Origin of the sequence: Streptomyces sp. NPDC053048 (assembly GCF_044547045.1) — a bacterium.
Classification (GTDB): Bacteria; Actinomycetota; Actinomycetes; order Streptomycetales; family Streptomycetaceae; genus Streptomyces.
The window spans coordinates 156,456-174,241 of record NZ_JBITZS010000004.1; the positions used below are offsets into that span (position 1 = coordinate 156,456).

Annotated in this window: 11 protein-coding genes; 3 read left to right on the forward strand and 8 right to left on the reverse strand. The window is 71.4% G+C overall.

What is annotated here, in order from left to right:
• Positions 1-108: 108 nt before the first annotated feature.
• The gene (locus ACIG36_RS11855; protein WP_399925689.1) at positions 109-744 is read left to right on the forward strand and encodes a 50S ribosomal protein L25/general stress protein Ctc; all 636 of its coding nucleotides are present in this window, start codon (positions 109-111) and stop codon (positions 742-744) included.
• 3 nt (positions 745-747) lie between these two features.
• Here the strand turns inward: ACIG36_RS11855 and ACIG36_RS11860 are convergent, their stop codons facing one another.
• Positions 748-1,071 (reverse strand): DUF6087 family protein, encoded by a 324-nt coding sequence (locus ACIG36_RS11860; RefSeq protein WP_399925691.1) that lies wholly within the window; start codon positions 1,069-1,071, stop codon positions 748-750.
• 202 nt (positions 1,072-1,273) lie between these two features.
• On the opposite strand from ACIG36_RS11860, the gene ACIG36_RS11865 reads away from it, so the two are divergent.
• A complete protein-coding gene (locus tag ACIG36_RS11865; RefSeq protein WP_399925693.1) occupies positions 1,274-1,990 on the forward strand; it encodes an MBL fold metallo-hydrolase in 717 nt (238 codons plus the stop codon).
• Here ACIG36_RS11865 and ACIG36_RS11870 read toward each other — a convergent pair.
• From ACIG36_RS11870 to ACIG36_RS11880, 3 genes are all read right to left on the reverse strand, one after another.
• A complete protein-coding gene (locus ACIG36_RS11870) occupies positions 1,981-3,225 on the reverse strand; it encodes a cytochrome P450 (RefSeq protein ID WP_399925695.1) in 1,245 nt (414 codons plus the stop codon). The two genes, ACIG36_RS11865 and ACIG36_RS11870, sit on opposite strands and share 10 nt — an antisense overlap.
• A complete protein-coding gene (locus ACIG36_RS11875) occupies positions 3,222-4,760 on the reverse strand; it encodes an FAD-binding oxidoreductase (RefSeq protein ID WP_399925697.1) in 1,539 nt (512 codons plus the stop codon). Before ACIG36_RS11875 ends, ACIG36_RS11870 begins: the two co-directional genes overlap by 4 nt.
• A gap of 115 nt (positions 4,761-4,875) precedes the next feature.
• Positions 4,876-5,541, reverse strand: a complete 666-nt coding sequence (locus ACIG36_RS11880) for an SDR family NAD(P)-dependent oxidoreductase (protein WP_399925699.1) — start codon at positions 5,539-5,541, stop codon at positions 4,876-4,878.
• A gap of 139 nt (positions 5,542-5,680) precedes the next feature.
• Between ACIG36_RS11880 and ACIG36_RS11885 the strand changes: the two genes are divergently transcribed.
• Positions 5,681-6,355, forward strand: coding sequence for a TetR/AcrR family transcriptional regulator (locus tag ACIG36_RS11885; protein ID WP_399925701.1), 675 nt, complete (start codon positions 5,681-5,683; stop codon positions 6,353-6,355).
• A 13-nt stretch (positions 6,356-6,368) separates the two neighbouring features.
• On the opposite strand, the gene ACIG36_RS11890 is transcribed toward ACIG36_RS11885, so the two are convergent.
• From ACIG36_RS11890 to ACIG36_RS11905, 4 genes are all read right to left on the reverse strand, one after another.
• Positions 6,369-6,725, reverse strand: a complete 357-nt coding sequence (locus ACIG36_RS11890; protein ID WP_399925703.1) for a nuclear transport factor 2 family protein — start codon at positions 6,723-6,725, stop codon at positions 6,369-6,371.
• Positions 6,726-6,799: 74 nt separating this feature from the next.
• Entirely contained in the window at positions 6,800-8,038 is a 1,239-nt protein-coding gene (locus tag ACIG36_RS11895) for a cytochrome P450 (protein ID WP_399925705.1), read from the reverse strand.
• A complete protein-coding gene (locus tag ACIG36_RS11900; protein ID WP_399925706.1) occupies positions 8,035-12,063 on the reverse strand; it encodes a type I polyketide synthase in 4,029 nt (1,342 codons plus the stop codon). The genes ACIG36_RS11895 and ACIG36_RS11900 overlap by 4 nt, the downstream gene beginning before the upstream one ends.
• 26 nt (positions 12,064-12,089) lie before the next feature.
• Complete coding sequence (locus ACIG36_RS11905) at positions 12,090-17,768, reverse strand: type I polyketide synthase (protein WP_399925708.1); 5,679 nt, start codon at positions 17,766-17,768, stop codon at positions 12,090-12,092.
• Positions 17,769-17,786 lie beyond the last annotated feature (18 nt).

Below are 17,786 nucleotides of genomic sequence, written 5' to 3' on the forward strand. Positions count from 1 at the left end.
GAGGCCGTACGAATGGGGTGCGGCTTCCGCTGTCGGCCGTGCTCCGGGGCAGGTCTGTCGTGGCCCGGGTAACGGCCACTGGACAGTCTGAGTACAAGGAGTGCCGTCATGGCCGAGGTAAAGCTGAGCGCCAGTAAGCGTACCGACTTCGGCAAGGGTGCCGCCCGGCGCACCCGCCGGGAGAGCAGGGTTCCCGGCGTCATCTACGGCCACGGCGCCGAGCCGAAGCATGTGGCGCTCGACGGCCACTCGCTGATGATGGCCCTCAAGACACCGAACGTCCTGCTCCGCCTGGATATCGAGGGAAAGAGCGAACTGGTCCTTCCCAAAGCCGTCCAGCGCGACCCGCTCAAGGGATTCCTCATTCACGTGGATTTCCTCGCCGTGAAGAAGGGCGAGAAAGTCACGGTCGAAGTCCCCGTGCACACCGAGGGCGAACTCGCCCCCGGCGGGAATCTGCTCGAGCACATGCTCGACGCGCTGCCGGTCGAGGCCGAGGCGACGCACATCCCCGAAGGGTTCACCGTCTCCATCGAGGGTCTGGAGGCCGGTCACACCGTCCGCGCCGAGGACATCGAGCTGCCGCGCGGCTGCAGCCTGGCCGTCGACGGCAGCACGGCGCTGCTGCAGGTCGTCGCGGCCCAGACCGAGCCGATCGCCGAGGAGGAGGAAGAAGCGGAGGAGGAGGCGCCGGCCGCCGAGGCCGAGAAGGCGGCTCCCGCCGAGGAGGGCGCCGAGGGCTGACGGTCAGTCGTCCCGGTTCTCCGAACGCGAGGATTTGCGATGCCGCCCTGCCCCGGGCTCCGGGGCGGGGCGGTCCCACTCCGCCGGGCGCTCGCCGGCCGGCTCCGGCGGATAGAGCACCGTCTTGGCCACGGCCAGGTCCTCCACGACCGCCACCGGCTGCCAGGCGTAGCCGTCCCACCGCACGATCAGGCGCGGCGCGTCCGGGTGCACATGGGCGCCGCGGTGCGGTCCCGGGGCCAGGGGAATGGCCCGCAACCGGCCCTTCTTGCGCTCCCGGTCCGCCTCACGCCGCCGCGCCCAGTGCTCCAGGGATTCATCGTCCATCCCGTCAGCATGGCCCAGCACTCCCCGCCCCCGCCAGCATCGGCCAAGGCTGGGCGGGAGCCCCGGCCGTGTGGTACGAGCGCGGGGCCACCGGCGTGTTCCACGGCGTGTTCCCGGGCCCCTCCGCCGGTCCTGGGTCACAGTGGTGCGCAGTGGTGCGCAGTGGTGGCAGGACAAGCGGAGTGCGGCGAGGACGGTGCCGGTGGAGACCAAGGTCACGGAGATCGCGCCCGACATCTACCGGCTGTCCACCTACATCCCCGACGCCGACTTCATGTTCAACCAGTTCCTGGTCGACGCCGAGGAACCGCTGCTGTTCCACTGCGGGCTGCGGGGGCTGTTCCCACTGGTGTCGGAGGCCCTGAGCCGAGTGGTTCCGGTGGAGCGGCTGGGGTGGCTCACCTTCGGCCATGTCGAGGCCGACGAGATCGGCGCGCTGAACTCCTGGGTGGCCGCCGCGCCCAGGGCCAAGGTCGCGCACGGCGCGATGGGGTGCCTGGTGTCGGTGAACGACATGTCGGACCGGCTACCGGTGCCGCTGAACGACGGCGAGGTCATCGACCTGGGCGGCAGACGGGTGCGCCGCCTCGAGACGCCGCACATGCCGCACGGCTGGGACGCCGGGCTGCTCTACGAGGAGACGACCGGCACCCTGCTGTGCGGCGATCTGTTCACCGCCATCGGCGACTCCCCCGCCCTGACGGAACAGGAGATCGTGGGCCCCGCGCTCGCGGCGGAGGACGTCTTCGGTGCGACGTGCCTGACGGCGGCCACCGCACCGACGATGCTCCGGCTGGCCGACCTGGAACCCACCGCCCTGGGCCTCATGCACGGCCCCGCCTACACGGGCGACTGCGGCACCGCGCTGCGCGAACTGGCCGCCGGCTACGCGCAACGGTTCGAGCGTTCTCAGGTCTGAGGCCCCTCCCCCGACCCATCCCACGCCACCATGAGCTCCTCCAGGCCGAAGAAGAGCCCCTGCTTCACCGGCACCTCCTCCGCCGGCACCGCCAAGCGCAGCGAGGGCACGCGCTCGAAGAGGGTGCGCAGGGCCACGTCCATCTCCACGCGCGCCAGGTTCTGCCCGATGCACTGGTGGACGCCGTAGCCGAAGGCGACGTGATTGCGGGCCGAGCGGCGCACGTCCAGCTCGCGGGGGTGGTCGAAGTGGGCCGCGTCGTAGTTGACGGCGCCACTGGCGATGAGGACGCCGTCGCCCGCCCTGATGAGCCGACCGCCGATCTCGATGTCCCGCGTGGCCACCCGGGCCAGGCTGCCGATGATGGACAGGTAGCGCAGCAACTCCTCGATCGCGCCGGGCAGCAGCTCCGGTTCGGCACGCAGCGCGGCGAGCTGGGCGGGGTGCTCGAGCAGGGTCAGGACGCTGAGCGCGATCATGTGCGCCGAGGTGTCGTGCCCCGCGAGGAGCAGCGTCATCGCGTAGCGGACCAGCTCCGACCGTTCCAGCCTGCCGGGGACGACCTGTTCGGTGACCAGGTCGTCGAGGAGGCCGTCGCCGGGCGACTTCTCCTTCGCCCGGATCAGCCCGTCCAGGTAGTCGGCGAGCGCGGTGAAGGCGTCGACGACCTGGCCGGGGGTGAAGCGGCGGCGCGCCTGTTCCTCGAAGAAGTCGTGGTCCTCGTACGGCACCCCGAGCAGTTCGCAGATGGTGCCCGAGGCCACCGGCAGCGCGAAGGCGGACACCAGGTCGGCCGGCGAGCCGTGGTCCAGCATCGCGTCCAGCCGCTCGTCGACGATGCGCTGGATGTCGGGGCGCAGCGCGGCGTTGCGGCGGACGGTGAAGCTGGGGATGAGCATGCGCCGCTGGGTGGTGTGCTCGGGCGGGTCGGTGCGGACCAGGGCTCCGACGGGCAGGCCGGCGCTGCGGTCCTTGAGGGCGGCCATGGCGGGCTCGGCGAACGGGAAGTTCGGGCGGTGGTGGTCGGAGGACATGGTGGGGTCGGCGAGCAGGGCGCGGGCCTCCGCGTGGCCGGTCACCGCCCAGGCCGTTCGTCCGCCGGGCAACCGCACCTTGGTGACCGCGCCGCGGGTGCGCAGCTCCTCGTAGCCGGCGGGCGGGTGGAACGGGCACTCCCGCGCCACCGGGAATTCCGGCAGGGCCTCGCCCGTTCGCACCGTGTCGCCGTCGTTCATCGGCGTACCTCCTCGGGAGTACCGATCGCCTGGGGGAAGTGGAAGAACCGGTCGGGGTCGTAGCGCTTCTTCACCTCGGTCAGTCTTCGGTAGTTCTCGCCGTAGTAGGCGCGCCGCCAGTCGGGCAGGGCCGGGTCCGGCATGTTCTGGTACGTCTCACCGTTCGAGTACCGGTCGACGGAGCGGAACAGGGCCGTCGTCCACGCCTGGGCCGCGTCCCGGTCGGCCTCCGCCGGTTTCCCGGTGGCCATGGTGTCGGCGAACATCAGGGTGAATCGGGTGTCGCGGTGCACATAGGCGGTGTCGGTGCGGGCGGGTTCGTTGGCCCGTCCGCCGAAGGACACCCCGGTGACGGAACGGCCGTGGCCGGCCCGGCGGTCGGCGTCGAAGGCGGCCAGCAGGGCCTGGGTTCCGGCGGTGGGCAACGGGCGGGTGAACATGCGGTTGCGCAGGCGCAGGAAGTCGCCCCGGCGCAGCATCGCCTCGGGCGTCCAGCCGATGCGGTGGCACTGCTCGACGGTCCTGTCCGCGCAGCCGTACCAGCGCATCATCGCGTCCCGGTACGCGAGGGTCTCCACCGTGCGTCCGGTGGGCGGTGCGCCGACGCGGGCGGCGAGTTCGTCGAGGACCCGCTCGAGAGCCTGCTGGGAGCCCGTCCAGGCGCCGGTGACCGTGACCACCGGCACCGCCCCGGGGGCGGCGTCGGGCAGGGCCACGGCCAGGTTGGTGCCCAGTTCGGCGGGGCCGTCAGCGACCCAGCCCTGCCAGCCGTCGATGACGGCGGCGGCCCGCGGCCAGGGCCAGGTCAGCGTGAAGTTGACGAGCCGGGAGATGCGGACGGGGGTGCTCTCCAGCCGGGTGACGATGCCGAAGTTGCCGCCGCCTCCGCCGCGCAGCGCCCAGAAGAGGTCGGGCTCGCTGGTGCGGGAACAGGTCACGATCCGCCCGTCGGCGAGGACGACGTCGGCGGAGACCAGCCGGTCGCACGCCATGCCCTCGCCGCGGGTCAGCAGCCCGTAGCCGCCGCCCAGCAGATAGCCGGTGACGCCGACGGTGGGGCAGGTACCGCCGACGAGGGCGACGCCGTGCGGGGACAGGGCGTCCAGGACGTCGATCTGCTGGGCCCCGGCGCCCACGGAGACGGTGTCCCGGCCCACGGAGACGGACCGCAGCCGGGTCATGTCGATGACCAGGCCGCGCGTCGAGGAGTACCCCGCCTGGCTGTGCCCTCCCCCGCGGGGCACGGCAGGCAGTCCGTGGTCCTGGGCGAATCGCAGGCAGAGGCGGACGTCCCGCACCGAGGCGCAGTAGGCGACGCCCTGGGGGCCCGGGGTGTCGAACTGGCTGAAGAACGACTGCCGCGCCTGCTCGTACGCCCGGTCCGCAGGCAGCACCAGGTCTCCCTCGAGCCTGCGGTGCAGCTTCTCCCACGGTGTCCTGTCCGCCGGGCCGCCTCGCGCGGCTGCCTTCGTGGCTGCCAGGGTGGCGCCCACGGCGGCGCCGGCGCCCAGGCTCAGTGCGGTCCTGCGGTCCATGCGCATGTCGTGCGTTCCCCGTTCCTCGTGGCTGGTCCGTGCTCGCCCGCCCCGGGTGCCGGCGGCCGCTCCCCGCCGGCACCCGGGACGCCCACCGGGTTCCGCGGCCGGCCGCTCAGGGCTGGAAGATGAGCTCCGCCTTCTCCCGCTTGGAGTAGGCCTCCCAGTACAGCTGCGCGATGGTGTCGGCCTCGGTGCCGGGCTCGGTGTTGATGTAGGCGTGCACGGAGATGTGGGCGACGTGCACGCCCTTCTCCGCCAGGACCTCGTTAAGGGTCCGCGCGTAGTAGCGCACGGTGGAACCGGCGAGGCCGAAGTTCGCCACGAAGGCCAGCGGCTCCACCGACGCGTAGGCCGTGGTGAACAGCAGGGTGCCGGTGCCGCGCTCGACCATCTCGGGCAGCACCTCGCGCACCGTGCGGATGGCACCGTGCAGCTGCACGTCCAGCTGGGCCTGGGTGTTCTCGACCGTCATCGCCTCGGGCCCGACGATGTCGACCCCGAGGTTGGGCGTCTTGGTGACGGGCGAGAAGGAGACCACGTCGACGGCCCCGAAGCGCTCCCGGATGCGGGCGAAGGCGCCGGCGAGGGAATCGGCGTCGGTGACGTCACCGGTGAAGCCCGCGGCTTCCACGCCCAGCTCCGCGAGCTCGGCGGCCAGCTTGTCCACGTTCTCCTGGGAGCGGGAGACGAGAGCGACCTTGAAGCCATTGCTGCCGAAGATCTTTGCGGCCGACAGTCCGAGGATCGGGCCGGCGCCGACGATCGCGATGGTGGGCATAGCGGTTCCTTGTCTGTGACGTGGTGCCTGACGTGGTGCCGATGCCCCGCAAAAGTCGAGGCATGCCTCATGTAATCCCCGACACTAGCACAAGTCGAGGGGTGCCTCGAGATAACGGGGTGTGGACTACAGTGACGCCATGACCCCCGATCCGAGCGCGGCCAAGGACACCGGCCGCCCGCTGCGCCGCGACGCCCAGCGCAACCGGGACGCGATCGTGGCCGCGGCGCGCACCGCCTTCGCCGAGCAGGGCATCAGCACCTCCCTCGAGGGCATCGCCCGCCGGGCCGGCGTCGCGATCGGCACGCTCTACCGGCACTTCCCGCGCCGCCTGGACCTGATGCGGGCGATCTTCGACGACAAGCTCGAGGAGTGCGTCCGCGCCGGCGAACGGGCGCTGACCGTCCCGGACGCGTGGGAGGCGTTCACCGGCTTCCTGGAACGGCTCTGCGAACTGCAGGCGGCGGACCGCGGGCTGAACGACCTGTTGTCCATGACGTTCAGCTGCGACTGGACAACCGAGGCCCACGAGCGCATCCAGGAGCTGTTCCGCCGGGTCGTGGCGCGGGCGCACCACGACGGCCGGCTGCGGAAGGACGTCACGGCCGAGGACCTGGCCCTGCTGGTCTGGTCCCACACCCGCGTCATCGAGGCCACCCGCACCTCCGCCCCCAACGCCTGGCGCCGGCACCTCGCCCTCACCCTCGACGGCTTCCGTGCCGACCGGGCGCACCCCCTGCCCGAGCCGCCGATGGCCGCCTCCGAGGTCCGGGACGCCATGGCGGCGCTGGGCGAGTCGATGGTCTGGCGCTGACGGCCCCGGGCTCTCACGCCTTCCGGAAGACATCCTTCACCGCGATCCGCCCGCCGCGCAGGGTGAAGATGTCCACGCCGCGGTCGAGCACGCTGCCGTCCGGGGCCTCGAGGGCGTACTCGAGGACCACCTTTTCCCCGGCCACCACCTGTTCGCCGTAGACGATCCGGATGCCCTGGCTCTCGAGTTCCTTGCGCTTTTCGATCATTTCGGCGAGCAGCCCCGGAAGCTCCTCCCGCCGGTAGGTGGTGCCCGGTTCGGGCCCGTCCCACGAGATCCAGACCCCGTCGTCGGTGAAGCACGCCACGGCGCCCGGGACGTCGTCCGCCTCGCCCGCCGTGAAGAACCGCGTCACCACGTTCTCGGTCATGCTCGATCCTCTCCTCTTCCCGCCCGTCCCCGGTCGACTCGCTCGACCCTTCTCGACTCGGCGTCGACGCCGTCTCAACCCAGCCTCACCGGCAGCCTGTCCAGGCCCCGGAACTGCAGGCTGTACCTCCAGCGCAGGTCCTCTTCCGGCACCGCCAGCTCCCACGACGCGAAACGGTCCAGCAGCCTGCGGAAGACGACCTCCCCCTCGAGCCGGGCGAGCGGCGCCCCCAGGCAGTGGTGGATGCCGTGCCCGAAGGCCAGATGGCCGGCGGCGGGACGCTCGACGTCGAAGCGCTCGGGGTCGGCGAACCGCGTGGCGTCGCGGTTGGCCGACAGCAGCGACACGAACACGATCGCGTTCTCGGGAACGACGACGCCGCCCACCGCGACCGGCGCGGTCGTGTACCTGATCGTGGCCAGGTTCAACGGCCCCTCGTAGCGCAGGAACTCCTCGATCGCGCCCGGGAGCAGCGCCGGTTCGCTCCGCAGCCGCTCGCGGGCCGCGGGGTGCCGCAGCAGGGCCAGCACACCGCTGCTGATCATGTTGGCGGTGGTCTCGTAGCCGGCGTTCATGACGAGGAAGACGGTGGACAGCAGTTCGCCGTCGTCCAGTCCCGTCCCTCCCGTCCCCTCGTCCTGGGCGCCGATGAGGGCGCTCACCATGTCGTCGCCCGGTTGTGCGCGCTTGCTCGCGATGAGCGCGCCCATGTAGCCGTACATCTGCGCGAGCGCGTCGCGCTTCTCCTCGGCGCCCGTGTCGACGTTCGTCAGCACGCCGTTCCAGTGCCGGATGTCGGCGAACCGGTCGGCCGGGACGCCGAGGAGGTTCCCGATGACGTAGATGGGGAGGGCCAGCGCCAGTTCCTCCACCAGATCGAAGGTGCGGCCGGGGACGACGGCGTCCAGGAGGCCGTCGGTCGTCTCCTCGATCCACGGCCGCATCTTCTCCACCCGGCGCATCGTGAACGCCTTGCCGATCAGCCGGCGCAGCCGGGTGTGGTCGGGCGGATCGCTGAAGAGCATGTTCCGTGGGTTGGGCGGGGCGGCGGCCGACGGCGCGTCGCCGGTGGGCACGGAGTTGGCGGCGATCACGTCCGGCAGCCCCCGGGCGTCCTTCGACAGCCGGGGGTCGGCGAGCAGTTCGCGGGCCTCGTCGTAGCCGGTGACCACCCACGCGTCCATCTCGGCGGCGAACGTCTTCACCACGTGCCTGCTCACCACCCCCTCGCCCCGCAGCTTCCGGTAGAACACGTGCGGGTCGTCGATGAACTCCCGGCTCAGCAGGGACCGGTGGTCCGTCGGCTGTATCACTGCTTCGTCATCCCTTCCGTCGTCGCTTCCGTCGTCCGGATCCGCCCGGCCAGCCAGTCCGTCACGGCACCGGCGGTGGCGTCCGCGAAGGCGTCGATCACGCTCAGGTGGTCTCCGGGGACGTCCACCCCGAGGTGCGGCAGCGGCCAGGAGGCGCGGTAGGGCAGCGGCGCCGACGGTCCGGCCAGGGGGTCCGTCGCCCGTAGGTGCAGGACGGGGCAGTCGAGGTCACCGGGGGTCCAGTCGCGGAACATCCGCAGGTACCAGCCCATCGCCGCGAGCTTCCGGTCGTCGACGAGACCGGCGACCATGGGATCCGCGGCGAGCCGACCGAACAATTCTTCCTGCAGAAGGGCCAGTTCACGGCTCCGGGGCAGGGACGAATCGATCAGGACGATGCCCTCGGGTGCCGTGCCGTCAGCGGCGGCCTCGGCCAGGGCGTGCGCGAGCCACCCTCCGGACGAGTATCCGACGAGTACGTACGGGGCCCCGTCCGCGCACCGCCGGACCGCGGACGCCTGGAGGGCGATGAGCTCGTCGAGGGAGCGGGGCAGGGTCTCGGCGTCCTGATAGCCCGGCGGGGCGATCACGGACACGTCGCGCGCGTCCCGGTGGGCGGCGGCGAAGCGGGCGTACTGATACGGGCTGGCCGGCGCGGCGAAACTCGGCAGACAGATCAGGGCGGGAGTTGCCGGGCCCTTCGAGAACCGGGCGATGCCGGGCGTGTGCCGCCCGTCCGGGGCGGCGGCCGTGGCCACAGGGTTGGCGGGAACCGCTGGATCGTGCAGGGCGTCAGCGGCAGCGGCGAGCAGCTCGATGCCTTCCCGCGTACGTCCACCGGCGCAGGCCTGCTGGAACAGGGAGAGAAGCGGTGACGTGGGCGGTACGGCCGGGGTGGGCGACGGCGCGGCATCCGTGAAGGTGGTGGCCAGATGAGCGGCGAGGGCGCGAGGCGTTTCGTGGTCGAGGACGGCGGTTGCCTCGAGCAGCACTCCGGTGGCTTCGACGAGCTCGTTGCGGAGCTCCACCGCCGTGAGGGAGGTGATACCGAGCTCGGTGAAGGAATGCGACGGATCGACGTCGTCCAGGGGGTGGCCCAGGGTGCGGGCCGTCCGGGTGCGCACGAGGTCGAGCAGGGCGCCGTCGCGGTCGTCGGCGGTGAGGGCGGCGAGCCGGTCGACGGCGGCCGGCTCGGTCGCGTCCGGTTCCGGGTGCGCATGCCGGTGATGCCGGTGATGCCGCGGATGCGTGTCGGCGGCCGTGTCCACGGTCACGTCCGGCCAGTAGCGCCTGCGCCGGAACGCGTAGGTCGGCAGATCGACGCGGCGGGCACCGGTGCCCTCGTAGAACGATGGCCAGTCGACGGGGACGCCGCGCACATGGAGCTGGGCCAGAGCCGCCATGACCGCGTGCGGCTCGGGTCGGTCCCGGCGCAGAGCGGAGAAGGCGGACGAGGTGCTGTCGGGACCGGCGAGGCATTCGGGGACGAGAGCCGACAGCACGCCGTCGGGGCCGAGCTCGAGGAACGTCCGGACGCCTTCGTTCTCCATGGCCTGCACGACGTCGGCGAAGCGCACCGGGCGGCGTGCGTGTCCCACCCAGTAGTCGGCCGAGGCGATCTCGTTGGTGACCGGTTTTCCGGTGACGGACGAGACGACCGGAATGCGGGGAGCCGAGAACCTCAGCCCGCCGATCTCGGCTCGGAAATTCTCGAGCATCGAGTCCATCAACGGGGAGTGGAAGGCATGGCTCACCGTCAGTTCTTTTGTCTTCCGGCCTTCTTCCTTGAACAACGCGCCGATTTCCCGGACCGTGGGCGCGTCACCGGCTATGACGACCGACCGGGGGCCGTTCACCGCCGCGATGCCCACCCGTTCCTCACGGCCGTCCAGCAGCGGCAGGATTTCCTCCTCCGTGGCCTGTACGGACACCATGGCGCCACCGGCGGGCAGGGCCTGCATCAGCCGGCCTCGAACGGCCACCAGATGCGCCGCGTCCTCGAGTGAGAACACGCCGGCGACGTGCGCGGCCGCGATCTCGCCGATGGAATGGCCCGCCACCATGTCCGGCCGTACGCCCCACGACTCGACCAGACGGAACAGCGCCACTTCGAGTGCGAAAAGCGCGGGTTGCGTCACACCGGTCGCGTCCAGCCCCTCCCCCGACCACACGGCCTCACGCAGTGACGAGCCGAGGTGCGAGCACACCTCGTCGAACGCCGCCGCGAACACGGGAAAGGTCTCGTACAGTTCCCGGCCCATACCGGCACGCTGCGCGCCCTGTCCGGTGAACAGCACACCGAGCCTGCCCTGCAGCACTGCACCTTTCAGCACGCCGGGGTCGGGGGCATCGTCCGCCAACGACCCAAGACGGCCGAGAATTTCTTCGCGGCTTTCTCCCAGCACCACCGCCCGGTGCTCGAAGGCCGATCGCGACGTCGCCAGCGACCACCCGATATCAAGGGCCGAAAGTCCGGCGTTCGCGCGTACGTGCGCTCGCAGTCGTTCCGCCTGCGCCGTGAGTGCCGCTCGTGAGCGCCCGGATATCACCCAAGGGACCATCGCTGGACGGGAAGCCTTCGCCGTTTCCTCGCTCTTCCCACTCCCCTCTTCCGGGGCCTGCTCGAGGATCACGTGGGCGTTGGTTCCGCTGATGCCGAACGACGACACTCCTGCCCGGCGGGGGCGTCCCGTCTCCGGCCATTCGCGTGCCTCGCGCAGCAGCTCCACCGCGCCCGAGGACCAGTCGACGAACGGCGACGGCTCGTCCACGTGCAGGGTGCGGGGCAGCGACCCGGCGCGGAGCGCCATCACCGTCTTGATCAGGCCCGCGACACCGGCGGCGGCCTGCGTATGGCCGATGTTGGACTTCAACGAGCCCAGCCACAGCGGCCGTTCGGCCTCCCGACCCTGGCCGTACGTGGCCAGCAGCGCCTCGGCCTCGATCGGATCGCCGAGCCTCGTACCCGTACCGTGCGCCTCGACGGCGTCGACATCAGCGGGCGACAGACCCGCCGACGCCAATGCCTGCCGGATCACCCGCTGCTGCGAGGGACCGTTCGGCGCGGTCAGGCCGTTCGACGCCCCGTCCTGATTCACCGCGGATCCGCGCACCACCGCGAGCACTTCGTGCCCGTTCCGCCGGGCGTCCGACAATCGCTCGACCAGCAGCATTCCGACGCCCTCGCCCCAGCCGACGCCGTCCGCCGCGGCCGCGAACGGTTTGCACCGGCCGTCCGGGGCGAGTCCGCGCTGCCGGCTGAATTCGACGAAGCTCGTCGGCGTGCACATCACCGAAATGCCGCCCACGAGCGCCAGGGAGCAATCGCCGGCCCGCAGTGCCTGCGCCGCGAGATGCAGCGCCACGAGCGACGACGAGCACGCCGTGTCGAGCGATACGGCGGGACCGGCCAGCCCCAGCTGATACGCGATGCGTCCCGAGCCGACGCTGGCCGCATTGCCCGTCAGCAGAAAACCCTCGGCCTGTTCCGGAGCGCGCGTGAGGAGGAGGGGATAGTCCTGGCCGTTGCCACCGATGAAGACGCCGGTCGAAGTGCCGCGCAACGCCGACGGATCGATACCGGCCCGTTCGACGACCTCCCAGGCCGTCTCCAGCAGCAACCGCTGCTGCGGATCCATCGCCAACGCCTCACGCGGCGCGATACCGAAGAATCCCGCGTCGAAATCCCCCGCGTCGTAAAGGAAGCCCCCTTCCCGCGCGTACGACGTCCCCGAACGGCCCGGATCGGGGTCGTACAACCCCTCGGCGTCCCACCCCCGGTCCACCGGAAAGTCCGAGACCGCGTCGGTGCCGTCGGCAACCAGCCGCCACAGATCCTCCGGGGATTCCACCCCACCCGGGAAACGGCACGCCATGGAGACGACGGCAATCGGTTCCGAGGCGGACGCGATGAGTTGGCGGTTCTGCTGCCGCAGGCGCTCGTTCTCCTTCAGTGACGAGCGCAGGGCTTCGACGAACTGTTCTGTCTGTCCCGTCTGTTCCGTCTGTTCCGTGGAATCAGCCACCGTATTCTCCGTCGCGAGAGCCTCGGTCAGTCGGACGAGCTTCCGGCAGCCAGCCGCAGCAGGCTCTCGGCGTCCATCGTGTCGATCGATGCGGAACCGTCCGCGGATTCCGGCTCGAGGCCGCCGCCCGTTGTCACCGGGGCCGCGTAGTCAAGGGCGGCGATGTCCAGCAACGTCTCCAGGACCCCGGCCCGGCGAATGCGGCTCAGCGGAATCGTCGACAGAATGCGGCGGACTTCCGCCTCCTCCGCGTCGGCTTCGCTCATCGCCGTCTCGTCCTGCGGGAAGAGCACCGAGAGCACATGGCCGGCGACCGCGGCCGCGGTCGGGTGGTCGAACACCAGGCTTGCCGGCAACCGGAGCCCGGTCGTCGCACCGAGCCGGTTGCGCAGCTCGACCGCGGTGAGCGAGTCGAAGCCGAGCTCCTTGAACGCCCGGTGCTGGTCGACCGTGCGCCCGTCGGCGTGGCCCAGAACCGCCGCGACCTCGGCCCGCACCAGATCCACCACCGCATGGCCGCGCTCTGCGGCGGTGAGCTCCGCGAGCCGTCGCAGGAGACCCGACGGCCCGGCCTCGGCCGCCCCCTCGCCTGTCCCGGATCCGTGGGCCGCGACGCGCCGGGTGACGACCCGGACCAGACCCCGCAGGAGAGCGGGCATGGCCTCGCCCTGGGCCCGGAGAGCCGCCGTGTCCCAGCGGACGGGGACGAGGAGAGGGTCGTCGTCGACGAGCCGGAGGGCCGAGTCGAGGAGCGCCAGTGCCTCGGCGTCGGTCATGGGGGCCAGCCCGCCGCGAGCGAGACGACGCTGGTCGTCGCCGCTCATGTGCCCGGTCATCCCGCCGCGCGCCTCGCCCCACAGCCCCCAGGCCAGGGAGACGGCGGGAAGGCCGACCGCGCGCCGGTGGTGGGCGAGCGCGTCGAGGAAGGTGTTCGCCGCCGCGTAGTTCGCCTGCCCCGCACCGCCCAGCAGCCCGGCGGCGGAGGAGTAGAGCACGAAGGCGGAGAGACCGAGGTCTCGCGTGGCCTCGTGGAGGTTCCACGCCGCGTCCACCTTGGGCCGCAGGGCCGTGGCCAGCCGCTCGGGCGTCATCGAGGCGACGATGCCGTCCGCGAGCACGCCCGCCGCGTGGACGACGGCCGTCAGCGGACGCCCCGCCGGAATGTCGGCGAGCAGCCGGTCCAGTTGGGAACGGTCGGCGAGGTCACAGGCGGCGATCGTCACCCGGGCGCCCAGCGCCGTCAGCTCGTCCTCCAGCGCCGCGGCCCCGTCGGCGCGCTCGCCACGACGGCTGACCAGCAGCAGGTTCCGCATCCCGTGGCCGGTCACCAGATGACGGGCCACGCGGGCACCCAGCGCACCGGTCGCGCCGGTGATCAGCACCGTGCCCTCGGGATCCGGCGCCACGGTGGCCGGGCCGGCCGCGACGGGGATCCTGGCCAGACGCGGTACGAGCAGCTGCCCGCCGCCGCGCGACAGCAGTTGCGGTTCACCGGTGGCGAGGGCGGAGGCCAGGTGACCGGTCGCAGGCTCCGCACCGTCGGTGTCGACGAGCACGAGGCGGCCGGGGTTCTCGGTCTGCGCGCTGCGCACCAGACCCCAGACACCCGCATGCGCGAGGTCATGGAGGCCGTCGCCGTCGTTGGCGGGAGCCACGGCACCACGCGTGAGGACCACGAGCCGCGAGGAAGCGAACCGCTCGTCCGCCAGCCAGCGCTGGACGAGCTCCAGCGCCCCGGCCGTGGCCGCGTGCGCCCGTTCGACGATCGAGCCGTCGGCGGCAGCGGGCGCGGATACGAACGGTGCCACCACCACGGGCGGCACGGCCTCGCCGTCCTCGAGTGCGCGGAGCAGGGAGTCGAGATCCGCATGGGTGCGGGCCGGTGTGGCGAGGACGGTCCCGTCGGCGTCACCGACCACGGCCCAGGAGCCCGCGTCGAAGCCCTCGGTCGGTCCGGGTCCGGGTACGGCTGCGGACGCAGGCGCGGGGACGGTCATGGGCACGGGCTTCCACTCCACGCGGAACAGCGACTCGTAGTGCTCGCGGCCGGCCGGTGCCCGCAGATCCGCAGTGGAGACGGGGCGCAGCGTCATCGCGTCCACGGTGACGACCGGCTGACCGGCGCCGTCGGTCGCCGCCAACGTCCACGTACCGGAGCCGACGGGCGACAGTCGCACCCGGAGGCTGCGGGCGCCGCTCGCGTGGACACGCACGCCGGACCACGACTGCGGGAGGGCTGCCAGGGCCTCGTCCTGGTCACCGGCATCGACGTCACCGGCATCGACGGCGTCGAGAAGAGCCGGCTGTGCAGCGGCGGCGTCGAGGAGGGCGGGGTGGAGGGTGAAGAGCCCGGCTTCGGTGGCCTGCTCGTCGGGCAGGGCCACCTCGGCGAACACTTCGTCGCCGCGCCGCCAGGCCCGGCGCAGGCCCTGGAAGGCCGGGCCGTGGCCGAACCCGAGGGCGGAGAGGGAGGAGTAGACGCTGTCGGCGTCGAGCTCTGTGGCGGCCGGTGGTGGCCACTCCTCGGCCGTGGTGCGGGTGGGGGCCGGGGCGTGGGTGAGGGTGCCGGTGGCGTGGCGGGTCCAGGGAACGTCGTCGCCGCTGCCATCGGTGGTGTCGGGGCGGGAGTGGATGCTCACTTCCCTGCGACCGGCGGCGTCCTCCTCGCTGACGACGACCTGGAGCTGCAGGGCCGACTGCTCGGGCAGGAGGAGAGGGGCGGCCAGGGTCAGGTCCTCGAGGAGGTCGCAGCCGACCTGGTCTCCGGCGCGCACGGCGAGTTCGACGAAGGCGGTGCCGGGGAGGAGGACGGTGTCCAGCACGACGTGGTCCGCCAGCCAGGGGTGTGTGCGCAGGGACAACCGTCCCGTCAGCACGACGCCTGCGCCGTCGGCCAGTTCGACGGCAGCGCCCAGCAACGGATGCTCCGCCGGCCGCAGGCCCACCGTCGTCACATCACCGTGGTCCTGCGGCACCTCGAGCCAGAACCGCTCCCGCTGGAAGGCATACGTCGGCAGGTCCACGCGGCGCGCGCCTGTGCCGTCGAAGAACGACGACCAGTTCACGTCCACGCCCCGCACCCACGCAGCCGCTACGGAGGTCAGGAATCGCTCGAGACCACCCTGGCCCCGGCGCAGCGAACCCACGACCACCGCATCGGACCCCGCAGCCTCGGCCGTCTCCTCGACCCCGAACGTCAGCACGGAGTGCGCGCTCACTTCGATGAAGGCATCGTGCCCCTGGTCGAGCAGCGCCTCGATCGCCTCGCCGAAGCGCACGGTCTGTCGCAGATTGCGGAACCAGTAGCCGGCATCCATCGCACCACGGTCCAGCCACTGGCCCGTCACCGTGGAGAACAACGGAATCCCGTACGGGCGAGGCTCGATCGAAGCCAGCTTTTCCGTCAGTTCCTCTTCGATGACGTCGACGTGCGAGGAGTGGGAGGCGTAGTCGACGGGGATGCGACGCGCCCGTACCCCTTCCGCCTCATACGCGGCGACCAGTTCAGCGATCGCTTCCGCGTCACCCGAGACGACCGTCGAGCCGGGGCCGTTCACCGCAGCAACACCCAGCCGGGCATCGGAAGCAATGCGCCCCTCGACATCGCGGACGGGCAGCGGGATCGAGGCCATACCACCCAGCCCCGCCAGCTCACGCCCGATCACCTGCGAGCGCAACGCCACCACCCGCGCCGCATCCTCCAACGACAACCCACCGGCCACCACAGCAGCAGCAATCTCACCCTGCGAATGCCCCACCACCGCCGCAGGCTCCACACCCAACGACCGCCACAGCCCCGCAAGCGACACCATCACCGCCCACGACACCGGCTGCACCACATCAACCCGATCCAACCGCTCACGACCACGTAGGACCTCGGTCAACGACCAATCGACATAAGGCGACAACGCCACCTCACACCGACCCATCCACTCGGCGAACACAGGAGACTGATCCAGCAACTCAGCCCCCATCCCCACCCACTGAGACCCCTGACCGGGAAACACGAACACCACACCGGACACAGCCGAAGCCACGACCCCACCACCCGAGGCCACCGACCCCAACCCCGACAGCAACTCCTCCCGATCCGACCCCAGCACCACCGCACGGTGCTCGAACGCCGACCGAGACGACGCCAACGACCATCCGGCATCCACCACCGACAGGTCGTTCTCGGCCACGAACGCCCGCAACCGGTCCGCCTGCGCCCGCAACGCCCCTACCGAACGCCCCGACACCACCCACGGCACCACAACCGGCAATTCGGTGGCAGGGCGGTTCTCCCGGATTTCCTCAGCAACCTCGAATTCGTCTTCCGGTGCCTGCTCGAGCACTACATGGGCATTCGTTCCGCTGATGCCGAACGACGACACCGCCGCCCGCCGAGGGCGGTCCGTCTCGGGCCATTTACGGGTCTCGCGCAACAGTTCCACGGCGCCCGACGACCAGTCCACCGCTTCCGACGGCTTGTCCACGTGGAGGGTCCGGGGCAGCACGCCCTCCCGCATCGCCATCACCATCTTGATCACACCCGCCACACCGGCCGCGGCCTGCGTGTGCCCGATGTTCGACTTCAACGACCCCAACCACAACGGACGGTCGGAATCCCGCCCCTGCCCATACGTGGCCAGCAACGCCTCGGCCTCGATCGGATCGCCGAGCCGCGTACCCGTACCATGCGCCTCGACCACATCCACGTCCGCAGCCGACAACCGCGCATTCGTCAACGCCTGACGGATCACCCGCTGCTGCGACGGACCATTCGGCGCCGTCAAACCATTCGACGCCCCATCCTGATTCACCGCAGACCCACGCACCACCGCCAACACCCGATGCCCGTTCCGCCGGGCGTCCGACAACCGCTCGACGAGCAGCATTCCGACGCCCTCGCCCCAGCCCGCCCCGTCGGCCGCGGCGGCGAAGGACTTGCAGCGGCCGTCGGGCGCGAGGCCGCGCTGGCGGCTGAACTCCACGAACAGGCCCGGCGAGGCCATGACCGTGACACCGCCCGCCAGGGCCATGTCGCACTCGCCCTGGCGCAGCGCCTGCGCCGCCAGATGCAGGGCCACCAGCGAGGACGAGCACGCCGTGTCCACCGTCACCGCGGGCCCCACCAGCCCCAGGCTGTAGGCGATGCGGCCGGAGGCGATGCTGCCGGAGCTTCCGCTGACGACGTAGCCCTCGAGGTCGGTGGGCGTACCGGTCATGCTCGGGACGTAGTTCTGGTACATGAGGCCGGCGAAGACGCCGGTCCGGCTGCCGTGGAGTGTGCCGGGGTCGATTCCCGCCCTCTCGAATGTCTCCCAGGCCGTCTCCAGCAGCAGTCGCTGCTGGGGGTCCATTCCCATGGCCTCGCGCGGGGATATGCCGAAGAAGGCGGCGTCGAAATCACCCGCGTCGTAAAGGAATCCGCCTTCCCGCGCATAGGTCCTGCCCGAGCGGTCGGGGTCGGGGTCGTAGAGGTCGTCCTCCCAGCCGCGGTCGGCGGGAAAGCCGGAGATGACATCGGCTTCGTCCCGTACCAGTCGCCACAGGTCCTCCGGGGAGGACACCCCGCCCGGATAGCGGCAGGCCATTCCGACGATGGCGACGGGCTCCTGGGACCGGGTCTCCAGTTCCTGGACCCTTCGGCGGGCGCGGCGCAGGTCGACGGTCATCCGCCGCAAATAGTCGACGAGCTTTTCCTTCTCATCTTCCGGCACGGCGTCACTTCCCTCATC

What these genes read in the sequence shown, in the direction of transcription:
- ACIG36_RS11855 (WP_399925689.1), top strand. Translation starts at nt 109, where the DNA reads ATGGCCGAGGTAAAGCTGAGCGCCAGTAAGCGTACCGACTTCGGCAAG.
- ACIG36_RS11860 (WP_399925691.1), bottom strand. Translation starts at nt 1,071, where the DNA reads ATGGACGATGAATCCCTGGAGCACTGGGCGCGGCGGCGTGAGGCGGAC.
- ACIG36_RS11870 (WP_399925695.1), bottom strand. Translation starts at nt 3,225, where the DNA reads ATGAACGACGGCGACACGGTGCGAACGGGCGAGGCCCTGCCGGAATTC.
- ACIG36_RS11875 (WP_399925697.1), bottom strand. Translation starts at nt 4,760, where the DNA reads ATGGACCGCAGGACCGCACTGAGCCTGGGCGCCGGCGCCGCCGTGGGC.
- ACIG36_RS11880 (WP_399925699.1), bottom strand. Translation starts at nt 5,541, where the DNA reads ATGCCCACCATCGCGATCGTCGGCGCCGGCCCGATCCTCGGACTGTCG.
- ACIG36_RS11885 (WP_399925701.1), top strand. Translation starts at nt 5,681, where the DNA reads ATGACCCCCGATCCGAGCGCGGCCAAGGACACCGGCCGCCCGCTGCGC.
- ACIG36_RS11890 (WP_399925703.1), bottom strand. Translation starts at nt 6,725, where the DNA reads ATGACCGAGAACGTGGTGACGCGGTTCTTCACGGCGGGCGAGGCGGAC.